General features: G+C 64.5%; 9 protein-coding genes. 6 read left to right on the plus strand and 3 right to left on the minus strand.

The features are described 5' to 3' along the window. Window positions 1-127 precede the first annotated feature (127 nt). Both A5788_RS13010 and A5788_RS13015 read left to right on the plus strand, forming a co-directional pair. The gene (locus A5788_RS13010; RefSeq protein ID WP_064865940.1) at window positions 128-430 is read left to right on the plus strand and encodes a DUF2316 family protein; all 303 of its coding nucleotides are present in this window, start codon (window positions 128-130) and stop codon (window positions 428-430) included. Between the two features lie 71 nt (window positions 431-501). Continuing rightward, complete coding sequence (locus A5788_RS13015) at window positions 502-975, plus strand: DUF2231 domain-containing protein (protein WP_064865942.1); 474 nt, start codon at window positions 502-504, stop codon at window positions 973-975. A 46-nt stretch (window positions 976-1021) separates the two neighbouring features. On the opposite strand, the gene A5788_RS13020 is transcribed toward A5788_RS13015, so the two are convergent. Then, on the minus strand, window positions 1022-1498 hold the full coding sequence (locus tag A5788_RS13020) for a glutathione peroxidase (protein WP_064865944.1): 477 nt from the start codon (window positions 1496-1498) through the stop codon (window positions 1022-1024). A 68-nt stretch (window positions 1499-1566) separates the two neighbouring features. On the opposite strand from A5788_RS13020, the gene A5788_RS13025 reads away from it, so the two are divergent. Then, window positions 1567-2610, plus strand: coding sequence for a DUF3533 domain-containing protein (locus A5788_RS13025; protein ID WP_064865946.1), 1044 nt, complete (start codon window positions 1567-1569; stop codon window positions 2608-2610). Between the two features lie 39 nt (window positions 2611-2649). Here the strand turns inward: A5788_RS13025 and A5788_RS13030 are convergent, their stop codons facing one another. Both A5788_RS13030 and A5788_RS13035 read right to left on the minus strand, forming a co-directional pair. After that, the gene (locus tag A5788_RS13030; protein WP_156525516.1) at window positions 2650-6027 is read right to left on the minus strand and encodes an arabinosyltransferase domain-containing protein; all 3378 of its coding nucleotides are present in this window, start codon (window positions 6025-6027) and stop codon (window positions 2650-2652) included. Beyond that, window positions 6017-9346, minus strand: a complete 3330-nt coding sequence (locus A5788_RS13035; protein ID WP_064865948.1) for an arabinosyltransferase domain-containing protein — start codon at window positions 9344-9346, stop codon at window positions 6017-6019. Before A5788_RS13035 ends, A5788_RS13030 begins: the two co-directional genes overlap by 11 nt. A gap of 176 nt (window positions 9347-9522) precedes the next feature. On the opposite strand from A5788_RS13035, the gene A5788_RS13040 reads away from it, so the two are divergent. The 3 genes from A5788_RS13040 to A5788_RS13050 all read left to right on the plus strand — a co-directional run bounded on the left by A5788_RS13040 (window position 9523) and on the right by A5788_RS13050 (window position 12083). Continuing rightward, on the plus strand, window positions 9523-10572 hold the full coding sequence (locus A5788_RS13040; protein WP_064869989.1) for an NAD(P)-dependent alcohol dehydrogenase: 1050 nt from the start codon (window positions 9523-9525) through the stop codon (window positions 10570-10572). A gap of 137 nt (window positions 10573-10709) precedes the next feature. Beyond that, on the plus strand, window positions 10710-11582 hold the full coding sequence (locus A5788_RS13045; protein WP_049700049.1) for a formate/nitrite transporter family protein: 873 nt from the start codon (window positions 10710-10712) through the stop codon (window positions 11580-11582). 228 nt (window positions 11583-11810) lie between these two features. Beyond that, a complete protein-coding gene (locus tag A5788_RS13050; protein ID WP_049700050.1) occupies window positions 11811-12083 on the plus strand; it encodes a GlsB/YeaQ/YmgE family stress response membrane protein in 273 nt (90 codons plus the stop codon). Window positions 12084-12197: the final 114 nt, after the last annotated feature.

Raw genomic sequence — 12197 nt, forward strand, 5'->3', positions numbered from 1 at the left:
CCCCTTCCAGGCTCCGTCTCGGGCGACCATACGCTTGCCTTGTCGCTGTATGGCGTGAATTTCATAGACTGGTGCGCGGACCAACTAACGACTGCGCAGACCAACTAGAGACAAGGAGACGACGATCATGTCTCTGAACGCACACCAACGCCGCGTCACGAGCGCGGAGCTGCGCGCGAATCTCGACCTCGCCGGTCTCGATACCGCAACTCTCGCAGCACAACTCGGTTTGTCGACGGCCGAAGTGGAGGATGCACTCGACATCGGACCCGCGACCGATCCGGCACTGGTGTGGCGCCTGCGCGATCACCTCGAATCCGCGGCCCGCGCGGCGGGCGCCCAGCCACACGCGTACACGTACCTTCCCGAGCGGATGCGATCGGCCGCGCAGGCCTGGTTCGGCGTCGGCGATCATCGCTTCTCGGACTGAGTCGCTCCACGCGATGGGCTTGCCGACGCATTCTCAGCGGTCCTTCAGCGACTGACCGTCACACTCGTGCGATGGACACGATTGCCGGACTGCCCGCGCACCCCCTGTTTGTTCACCTTGCGGTGGTGGCGATTCCCCTCACGGCCGTCCTGGCGATCCTCGCGAGCATATGGCCGGCAGCACGCCGACGGCTCGGCTGGTTCACACCGGCGGTCGCGGTTGTCGCGATGGCCATCACACCGCTCACCACTTCCGCGGGTGAGGCATTGGAGAAGCAGCTACCGCGATCAGAAGCACTCCACCGCCATACCGAACTCGGCGGCCAGATGCTCTATTGGGTCGCAGCGCTTTTCGTACTGGTCGTACTCTCCTGGGCGATGTACGACGACACCATCGCGCGCCGGATACCTGCTGCGGCTTCGGTACGCGCGCACGGTTGGCTGCGGGTCGCGCTCGCGGTTGCGACCATCGTTGTGGCGCTTGGCGCCGTGGTGATGGTCGTCCGCGTCGGCGATTCCGGCGCGCGATCTGTGTGGCTGGGCTGACGACGGTCACACGGCACACAAACGGCCACAAAGCGCACACCCGTTCTCAGATCACCTTGTCGATGTCTCCGGTCAGCTTCTCGGGCTTCACCGTCGGCGCGAAGCGGTCGACGACCTGACCGTCGCGGTTCACGAGGAACTTGGTGAAGTTCCACTTGATGCGATTGCCGAGCACGCCCGACTTCTGCTCGCGTAGCCACGCGAAAAGCGGATGCGCGTCGGACCCGTTGACGTCGACCTTCGCGAACATCGGGAAGCTGACGTCGTAGGTGAGCGAGCAGAAGTTCTTGATCTCCGCCTCGTCGCCCGGTTCCTGATGAGCGAACTGATCACAGGGGAACCCGAGTACGACGAGTCCGCTCTCGGCGTAGGTCTTGCTGAGCTCTTCGAGTCCCTTGTACTGCGGGGTGAAACCGCACTTCGACGCGGTGTTGACGATCAGCAACGGTTGCCCCCGGTAGTCGTCGAGGTCGACGGTGTTGCCGTCGATGTCCGTCGCCGTGAAGTCGTAGGCACTGGTCATGGACTTACCTCCGGGTCGTTCCGATCAGCTTCTCCGCAGCCTATCCGACGAACGAATAGCCTCGAGGCGTGCGCACCACAGATGACTTCCGCAGGGCATGGCACGCCATCCGCACCTCTCGGTTCGCGCCCGCGCTGGTGATCGTGGTGATCCTCGGCATCGCGGCGGCGTTGTTCGTCGGCTCCTACACGTACTCGACGGCCAACCCGAAACCCGAACGCGTGCCGATCGCCGTCGTCGGTGACCTGCCACCGCCACAGTCAGCCGATGTCGAGGCACGGCTCGCGCGCGAACTCGGCAGTTCGGTCGATGTGCGTCATCTACCAACCCATGCCGAAGCCGTCGAACAGTTGCAGAACCAACAGGTCTTCGCGGTTGTCGACATCGACACCACGGCGCGCACCATCGATGTCGAACTGTCGAGCGCGTCCGGTGCGACGGTCGCCCAACTCCTCGAGCAGAGCATGCCGCGTGCAGCCGCCGGGACCGGCTACCGCGTGAGCATCCGCGACGTCAATCCACTACAACCCCGAGATCCGCACGGGCTCACCATCTTCTACATGATGCTTGCCGCGGTCATCATCGGATTCGTCGGCGCGATCCAGCTCGGCGTGCATGCCAACAAGTTGCGGCCCTGGGAGAGAATCGGATTCACCGCGTTGTACTCGCTACTGGGCGGCTTCACCATCTGCGCCATGATCGACTGGATCATCGGTGCACTGACGCTGCCGGTGTTCGAGGTGTGGCTCATTCTTGCCCTGACGATGTTCACCTGCGGCATGATCTTCACGATGTTCAGCGCGATGTTCGGCCGCTGGGCAATCCTGCCGACGTGGGCGGTCATGGTGCTGCTGGGTAATCCATCGTCGGGCGGCTCCGTCGCGTGGCCGCTGCTACCCCGGGTGATCGCAACCATCGGCGGCTGGCTACCACCCGGCGCGTCGGTCAACGCGCTGCACACCGCAGTGTATTTCCGCGGGCATCAACATGTCTGGCCGTTCCTGGTGCTCACCACGTGGTCCGCGGTGAGTGTCGCCGTCTACCTGTTCGAGCGGCGCGTTCGGGGCCACAAGACCCCGAACGCACCCACCTCCGACATCGGCGCCGCCTGAGATCGCAGAAACAGGCAAGGCGACAGAGCCCGGCAGGACTCAGAACCCAACTGCGCGAATCTGTCCCGGCGACCAGAGTCCGTTGTGGACGTCGGTCGTCACCGTGAGTTCTGCGGGCTTCTGCGGCACGAGCGGTGTGAGCCGCTGCAGCATGCCCCAGTCCTTAGCCCAGTCGTTGCGTAGATACGACGGCAACACCGTTGGGCGCATTTGGTTCTCGACGATGCCGAGCGGACCGCCCGCGGTCCCCGCCATCCAGCGCTGCGAATTGACCCGCTCGCCTTCACGGTCGGGCGAGATCCGCCACTCCGGTGTTTCCAGCACGCCGTTGTGCACCTGTGCGGGACGCTGACACGGGAATGCCAGTGCGGCCTCCCAGTCGATCATCACGGGAGCCTCGCTACCCACGAGGTCGTTGAGCGTGACCATCTTTGAGACACGAGGTGGAGTGACGGCAAGCCACTGATCGGAGTTGGTCGACGTGTCCTGCGCGAGCACGCGCACCACCGTCGCACCCTGCGGAGCACCGTCGAGCGGGAACCGCAGGTTGCGCCACGCAGGTGCACCGCCGATATCCATCGGGGTCATGATCCCCGCAGGTGTCACCGAACCGTCCGGACCCACACGGCCGAACTGGAGGCGAACCTGCTGCCCCGAACGCGTGACGGCGAGATCGTCGACGTATTCGATCTGTCCCGCAACCGACATCGTGATGAGCGGAGTATCGGAACCGCGCGCGGGCAGCTGATACCAATCCGAAGTCAGACTGCCTGTGCCCGAGGGGGATCCGTAGGTACCGAGCACCGGTGTGCGCTGCGGCGACAGCCCGAATGGCAGTTTCACCTGGGAGCCGTTGATGCCGGTGGTCGACGTGGTTCCGCCTGCGGTGTCGCTCGACGGACTACTACCGTCGGTTCCGGTCTGTTCGGTCGCGTCCGATTGTGTCCGGTCGACCTCGGCCGACGATGTCCCCGTTGACGAATCCGATTCCGTGCCGTCATCGGAGAGATCAGATCCGACGCCGTTCGGGTCGAAGCCGGTCGCGTCGGCACCCGCGAGCGCAGCCCCCGGCGACGGGTTGTTCTGTCCCGCAACACGTGCCGGCGCGAGCAGACCGGAATTGACGTCCTTCTCGACGAGCACCGCGTCGGCGAGCGCGCACGGCTCACCGCGTACCGCCGCAACGTTCGAACTCAGCCACGACCACGAATTACGTTGTGTCCAATCCGCCTTCGCGAAGGAGACCAGCGTGAACAGCAGCATGATCACCGACACGACGATGATCGACGGCGAGCGCAGCCAGGCTGTCCACCGGTTCTTCGACACCCGCTCCTCGCCGCGTCGAACGTCGTCGGAGACGTAGTCGTCGCGGAAGTGTTGCCAGAGACCGAGAATGGTGAGCAGCACCGCGACAGTGAGGATGACCGCCCAGACAGGGATGCCCTTCACGTCGGGAACGGCGTCGCGCCAAGGAATTCCGTAGCTACCGACGTACCACCACTGATTGCGCCCCGAGAAGGCCAGCGCCAGCACGTACGCGCACGCGGCCGCGAAAAGGGTGCGGTTGCGTCGTCGACGCATCACCGCGCGGTCGACGCACACGGTTGCGACGGCGGCCAAAGCGCCTGCGATGCAGGCATACACACCCATCTGGTGAGTCCACTTGGTAGGCAGGAACGCCATCATCACGGCAGTGCCCGCGACCGTGGCGACCAACCGCCAGGTGGGAGCCGACGCAATGCCCGCCAACCGTCGACGGTTGAGCAGCATGACCACCACGACGATCAGACACACGAAGGTGATGAGCACACCGAAGCGTCGCGCGATACCGCCGTCTGCGGTGGGATTCATGAGCATGTAGTAACGCATGCCCTCCTCCCACCACTTGTTGGTCGGACCGACGGCAGAGTTGACCCTGATGGCCTCGCGAATCGCAGCGAGTGTCTGGTCGGCGAAGATCTCGTAGAGCACGACGAGTCCCGACGCCAGAATCGGTATGAGGATGGGCCACAACCCGTCTCGTCGTCGTCTGATCATCAGACGCTTCAGCAGGGGTCGGATTCCCGCGATGAGCGGGATGGCAGCGATCACGCCGGTCGGGTGGATCGTCAGGGTGAACGCCGCGACCACGATCGCGAGCGTCAGCGGGAAGAATCTTCCGGTCGCTATCGCCCGCTCCACGAGTACCCACGCCAGCAGCGTGCCGACGGCGATGATCGGTTCCACGCGAAGCCCGTTGTTGAACGGCATCCACACCGCGAGGAACACGAGTGCGGCCGCCCAGATCGCGGACTGCGACGTCCGGACCGCGTAGCCCAGTCGTGGGATGGCTGCGCGGCTGATCAGCCACCAGCCGACCACCGCGTAGAGGAACGGCAATAGCCGCAGCCACGGCGTCGCCGTGCTCACCTCCATCCACAGCGAGAGGTATTGGTAGTGCCAACCGAACGGGTCTTGCGGCACACCGAAATACCGGTAGTAGTTGTCGAGGTATCCGGCGTTGCGGGCGACTCGTGCGACGGTGACCTGATACCCGTCGTCTGCCGTGTTGCCACCGACGAACAACCAGATCAGCAGGACGAGCGTGACGAAGGCGTCGACCCAGCGCGGTCGCCACCAGCCCTGTGGGAAGAGCTTGTGGACACCCCGTCCGTCACGGGCGTCGAGCACGGCCAGCGCGAGCATCGAGGCAATCGTCATGACGACGCCGATGACCAGGAGCCAGAACTTCAGCGTTGTCGGGGTCGACACGAACCGGGTGTCCAGTGTCGCGCGGAACGACAGGCCTTCCGTCGGCGCATCCTGCGGCAACTGCGAGTACACACCGATGATCTGCGGACGTGCCGTCGCGTCTCGCAGGTCGAATGACCCCAGACCGGTGTCGGTTGTCGAGAGGTTCTCGAATTTGCCTGCAGCGCCGTCGGTGTCGGCGTGGAAGACGACGCGACACCCGGGAGAGTTCTCTGCCGCGCTTCGAGGCGCACTGAGCAACACGATGTTTCGCTGCGTCAACTGCAACGAGTCGCGGGTGGCGCGGATGAAGAAGCCGACCTTGTTGGCATCGGCTCCGTTCCACGGCACCGTCGAGACGATCACGCCACCCGAGGCGGGCAGACTCTTGGCGAGCGAGCACGGGACGGACACGTCCATCGAGACCGGCGAGAACGAGACGCTCGGCGCTGCCACGCTGCCGACCGAATTCTGTTGCGGCCAGGTCAGTTCCGTCTTGGTGTAATTGACCGGAAGGAACGGGGTCAGCAACGCGATGACGATGCCGATGAGCCCGGCGACCACCGCGACGATCTTCGCGATCCTGATCCGATCGGCCGATTTCGACGACACCGGTCCGCCCGTGCCCTTGTCGCTCGGCTTCTCGTCGCCGTTCCCCGTTGCGTTCACCGACGTCTCACTCATCATCTTCTGGCACCACCTGCATTGCTCCGGGACGGCTCCAGCCCCACCTGGTCGACGTTCCGGTACTCACCGCTGCGGGCACCGCGTCCGGCACCAACGGCGACAACCGTTGCAGGCTGCCCCAATCGCGATACCAGTCGTTCTTCAGATACGTCGCCATCGTCGACGGCGTCGTCAGCGCTTCCGCCGTGGTGAGCAGTCCGCCGTTGACGGTGGCCATCCACGTCTTCGACTGCGAGTTCGCCACCGACAGCTCCGGCAGGATTCGCCACTGCGGAATCTGGTTGACGCCGTTGGACGCATCCATCGGGTGCTGGCACGGGAATGCCGCGCCGACCGCGAAGTCGACGAGCACCGGGTCCGACGATCCGACGACATCCTGCAGCGTCTTCAACTCTGGCGCGCGCGGCGGCGTCACCGCGAGCCACTGGTCGGGGTCGAGGTTGTTGTCGGTGGCGACGATCCGCATCGCTGTCGCACCGGCGGGTACCGACGACATCGGGATGCGCAGGTTGCGCCACGGCCGATTCGCCTTGCGGTCGGCGTCGATCGGCTGCACGGCGGCACCGACCTGCTGGAACTTTCCGTCCTGCTCGACGCCGAACTCCACCTGCAGCGATTGCCCGTATGTCGTGACACCGTCGGGATCGGTCGAGGCGAGCGCGCCTGCCGCCGTGATGACGATCAGCGGCGAGGAGTCGCGCGCGGGCAGTCGATACCAGTCGGTCGTCAGCGATGCCTGCCCGTCGGCTCCGTAACTGCCCATCACCGGCGTCGTCGCGGGGTCGAGTCCGAAGGGCAATGCCGCGGTGCTGCCGTTGACCCCTTCCGGTCCGCGACCGCCCGTCGTCCCCGGGGCACCACCGGCCACGACGAAGGTCTTCGAGAGATCGGCCGAGGTGTTCTGCGTACCCGGCTTGATCGAATCCGCCTCCGGCGTGAGGTCGTCGGCGACACCCTGGGCCGAGAAGCCCCGTGCAGTGCCCTCCAACGCCTGTGACGGCGAAGCGTTGTCGACCGGAGCGAGGCTCCCCTTGTTCGAATCGGGTTCGACGAGAACGTAATCGGCCATACCGCAGCCTCCGGTGACCGCGTGCACGTTGCCCTTCAGCACCGAGTAGGTGTCGGCGCGAGCCACGGCCGCCTTGGCGAACACGGCCAGCTCTGCGAGCAGGATGATCACCGCGATGACGGCAATGGGCGACGACGCAATGCCGGTTCGCCACCGGTTCGGCGGTTTGCCCGCGTCGTGGTGCAGTCCGGTGTCGGCGACGTAGTCGAGGCGCAGGTGCTGCCACACCGCGACGACGAGTGCAATCACGGCCAGCACCAGGAACATCGACGAGACCTGCAGTCCCGCAACCACTGGCGCCTTGTCGAACCACGAGATGCCGAAGTCGTACGACCACGGCCATGCGTTGTATCCGGCCGCCGCGGCCGCGCAGGCGACGAGCAGACCTGCGATCAGGATCGACAGGTTACGCGTATTACGTTGCGCCACCTGGCCGATCGCAACACAGGCGACCGCTGCCAGTGCCGCTGCGAGGCCCGCGAAGATGCCGAACTGAATGGTCCACTTGGTCGGGGTGAGCGAGAGCAGTCCGATCGTGATCAGTACCGCCCCGGTGATGCGCCAGACCGGTCCGCTGTCGACCCCACGGATCTGCTTGCGCCGCAGCATGATCGCGAGAACCACGAACAGCGAGACCAGTAGCAACAGCACCGGCACCCTTCGCACCAGCGAGCCGTCGCGCGTGTTGACCGCAAGGAAGTAATACCGCAACAGTTCCTGGTACCAGGCCAGCGTCGGCCCGACGGTATAGCGCACCCGTATCGCCTCGAACACCGACGCGAGCGTCTGGTCGCGGAACACGATGATCAGCACGATGGCCGGAGCCGCCAACAGCGGAAGCAGAAGAGAGGCAAGGCCCGACTCGCGGCGTCGTCGAACAAGGATCTTGAGCATCGGCCGCGCACCGGTGATCAGGAGTGCGACCGCGATGACACCCGTCGGCGCGGTCGCAAGGGTCAGAGCGGCGGCGAAGGCCGCTCCCGCGGCAGGCAACATGCGCCGGGTCGCGATGGCCTGCTCGACGCCCCACCAGGTCAGCAGACTGCCGAGCACCACGACGCCCTCGCTGCGCAGGCCGGAGGCCATCGGCAGCCAGAATGCGAGAAAGACCGCGGCGCCGGTCACCATCGCCCACTGCGACGTGCGGATGGCACGTCCCAGACGCGGGAGCAGCACCCGACTCAGGATGAACCAGCTCACCAGCCCGATCACCAACGACGGGATGCGCATCCACACACCCGTCGCCGACACCGCCGACCAGTGTGCGAGGAAGTCGTAGTACCAGTCGAACGGCGCCTCGGGGATGCCGTAGAAGCGGTAGTAGTTGGCCAGGTAGCCCGCGTGCTCCGCGTTCCGGCCCATGTTGAGGATGTAGCCGTCGTCGGACGAGCCTGCTCCGAGGAAGTGCCAGACGAGCAGGATCGCGGTCACGGCGATATCGGTGGCGCGCGGACGAAGCAGCTCCAACCACCGCACCCGACCGACTCGCCGGTGGTAGCCATAGATGCGGTCGAGTTGAGCAAGCGCACCGAGTGCGACGATCGCCGCCAGGACGCCGACGATCATCACGAGCCATTTGATGATCGACGGACTCGAATCGAACCGATCGTCGACGACGATGCGCGCCGACAATCCGGGCGTCGAGGTGATCGTCGAGGTCGGGATGTCGGTGAACAGGCCTGCCACCTGCGGACGGTCGGCTTCCGGCGCCATCTGCACCGGTCCGAGTCCCACAAAGCGTGCGCCCGAACCCGCCGCCGACGAGAAGATGTGGAGCTGCGTGCACCGATCCGACGCGACGTCGGCGCGCGGGGCAGACGCGACCGTGTCGCCACGCATCGTCACCGTCACCGTGTTCGCGTCTGCCGTCACGTTCAGCGCCGATGTCCGCTGGTTCTTCGCAGCGGGCGGCATCGTCGTGAGGATCGTCGACGACGCATCAGCCGGCGCAGAACGCAGGAGCGAACACGGGATGGTGACGTCGAGATCCTGCGCCATCTGGGCGACGAGCGGAGAGGTGATGTCGGCGTTTGCCGAACCGAGCTGCTGACCCTGCGGCCACGTGATGGTTGCCGTCGTCGTGGTGACCGGGAGGAAAGGCGTGAGCACAGCCGCAACAATCGCGATCACACCCGCCACGACGGCAACGATTGACGTCGCCCCAGGTGAGAGGCGTCGTGCGCGGCCATTGGGGTCGTCGGATCGACGGTTGGGCAGCGTTGCTGTCGTCTTCTCCGGCGATTCGGTCACACGCGAATGCTAGTCAGGTTGCCTGTGACAAAACCAAGTCGGTCCCCTTCGGCCTGGCGTGTCACGCGACACAGTCGCATGCGCATCCAGCAATACGTCGGCACGCTGGATGTAGTGAGGTGCCCGCGGCACCGGCAGATCGTCGTGGATTCCGCGGACGCCGGATAGGGAACACAGTGACGACAACCGTCAATGCTTTCTGGGCAACAGCTCCTGATGCGCCACTATCGAAGACCACCATCGAGCGCAGGGACCTCGGCCCGAAGGACGTCCTGATCGACATCGCCTTCGCCGGGATCTGCCACTCCGACATCCATACCGCCCGCAACGAATGGGGCGGCACCACCTACCCCGTCGTGCCAGGACACGAGATCGCCGGAACGGTCGCCGCTGTCGGCGATGAGGTGACCAGGCACAAGGTCGGCGATCGCGTCGGCGTCGGCTGCTTCGTCGACTCGTGCGGTGAATGTGCCGCGTGCAAGAACGGCGACGAGCAGTACTGCACCACGGGTGTCGTGCAGACCTACAACTCCAAGACCTACGAGGGCGAGTTCACCCACGGTGGGTACTCGCAACAGGTCGTCGTGACCGAGGACTTCGTGCTGAAGATCCCCGAGGGCGTCGACCTCGACGTCGCTGCACCGCTGCTCTGTGCGGGCGTCACGCTGTATGCACCGCTCAAGCACTGGGGCGCGGGCCCGGGCAAGAAGGTCGCCATCATCGGTCTGGGCGGCCTCGGACACATCGGCGTCAAGATCGCCCACGCGCTGGGCGCAGAGGTGACCGTCTTGAGTCAGACGCTGTCCAAGAAGGAGGACGGCGAACGCTTCGGCGCCGATCACTACTACGCGACGACGGATGCCGAGACCTTCCGGACCCTGCGCGGGGAGTTCGATCTCATCATCAACACCGTGTCGGTCAACCTCGACCTCGACGACTACCTCGGACTGCTGGCCATCGACGGCACCCTTGTCGAGCTGGGGGTTCCGGAGCATCCGCTCGAGATCAAGGCATTCTCGCTACTGGCCAACCGGCGTTCGATCGCCGGATCGATGGTCGGAGGCATTCCCGCCACCCAGGAGATGCTCGACTTCTGCGCCGAACACGGCATCGGAGCAGAGATCGAGAAGATCAGCGCCGACGAGATCAACGCCGCCTACGACCGCGTCGTCGGTAGCGATGTGCGGTATCGCTTCGTGATCGACACCGCTACGCTCGCCGACTGACCCCGAGCATCGACGGGTACGTACACAATTCGGTCGTCAGCGCGAGGCCACGACAATAATTTCGATGGCCTCGCGCTGAGGTCGCAGTTGTGTACGTATAGCGGGCGCCATGGCATGTGCTGTGGAACCGTTGACACATGAGCGACCCCGAGTTCGATGTGAACAAGCTCTTCCCGGGCAAGTTCTTCATCAGCACAACGCTCGACGTGCTCGAGTCCAAGAAGAAAATGACCGGCCATCTGCGGCGCCGTTTCATCCAACGCGCCGCGATGGCCGGCATCATCATCGCGATCTTCTACGTCATCAATTACACGATCGTCGCCGCGTTCGACACGATGACCGATCCGCCCGGACAACTGCACGCGGTCGGCAAACTCATCGGAGCGCTGGCCTTCGGCTGGGCGCTGGTGTTCATCTATTACACCAAGTCCGAGCTACTGACCTCGAACATGATGATCGTCTCGGTCGGCGCCTACTACCGACGGGTGACGCCGGTCCTGATCATGCGCATCCTGCTGTTCTGCTATCTCGGCAATATCCTCGGCGGCCTGCTGATCGCTGTGATGCTGCGCGGCACAACACTTCTCGACGGTCCGGTACTCAACGCGATGGTGCACGCGGTCGACGTCAAGACCGGTTACCTCAGTAACGGATTCAGCGGATGGCTCGACCTGTTCATCCGAGCCGTGCTGTGCAATTTCATGATCAACCTCGCGATGTTGCTCGTCTACAACGGTTACCTGACCGAGGACATTGCGAAATGCATGGCGATGATCACCGCCGTCTTCGTCTTCGCGTTTCTTGATTTCGAACACTCTGTGGCCAACACAGTGCTGTTCATGATCGTCGGCTTCCAACACGACATGCCAATAGGTTTGGTGTTCGGCAATCTCGGCACGGTGCTGCTGGGAAACTTCGTCGGAGGCGGAATTCTCATCGGCTTCTACTACGCGTGGGTCAACGACGAGCGCGACACCCATCTGGTGCACCTCCGACGACACCGGCATTGAGCCGGCGCGTCCCCGCCCGCGGCGCACCAACCGGTGCCCAGCCGAGATGGGTCATTTGTCCGACATTGCGATTGGATCACGACGCGGTCGGCGATGAGCTTTGCCGCTGGTCCCCGGTCGTACGTTGACTCGGGGCCTTGCGGATGCGTCGAAGAATCGACCTTCCTTCCATGAAGCAGTCGTGGAACATCCAAGGGGGATCAGGGCCCGCTATCGGAGGAGTTTCACGTGATCGGAACAATCATCAGCGCCATCATCGTCGGCCTGATCATCGGCGCACTCGCACGGCTTGTCATGCCGGGCCAGCAGAACATCGGCATCATCATGACCATCGTTCTCGGCGTCCTGGGGTCGCTCATCGGATCGTGGCTGACCTACCAGTTCGGGTACAGCAACGCCAACGGCGGCTGGGAGGTCATCCCGTTCATCGTCGGCATCGTCGTGGCGATCGTGTTGATCGCCGCATACCTCTCGCTCCGAGGGCGCACCGTACGCCAGTAGCACCGTCACGACTGTGGCCGGGAAGCACGGGGGCTTCCCGGCCACAGTTGTGTTCGCCCGCCGTAATCACCGCCGCGACAGCGACTTGCAAACGGGTCCACTTGTGATCGCCGT

It is taken from the genome of Gordonia sp. 852002-50816_SCH5313054-c, from assembly GCF_001665925.1.
In the GTDB taxonomy this organism is placed as follows: domain Bacteria; phylum Actinomycetota; class Actinomycetes; order Mycobacteriales; family Mycobacteriaceae; genus Gordonia; species Gordonia jacobaea.

Excerpts from the sequence above, each read along its gene's own strand:
- A5788_RS13010 (WP_064865940.1), top strand. The coding sequence starts at position 128 with ATGTCTCTGAACGCACACCAACGCCGCGTCACGAGCGCGGAGCTGCGC.
- A5788_RS13015 (WP_064865942.1), top strand. The coding sequence starts at position 502 with ATGGACACGATTGCCGGACTGCCCGCGCACCCCCTGTTTGTTCACCTT.
- A5788_RS13020 (WP_064865944.1), bottom strand. The coding sequence starts at position 1,498 with ATGACCAGTGCCTACGACTTCACGGCGACGGACATCGACGGCAACACC.
- A5788_RS13030 (WP_156525516.1), bottom strand. The coding sequence starts at position 6,027 with ATGATGAGTGAGACGTCGGTGAACGCAACGGGGAACGGCGACGAGAAG.
- A5788_RS13045 (WP_049700049.1), top strand. The coding sequence starts at position 10,710 with ATGAGCGACCCCGAGTTCGATGTGAACAAGCTCTTCCCGGGCAAGTTC.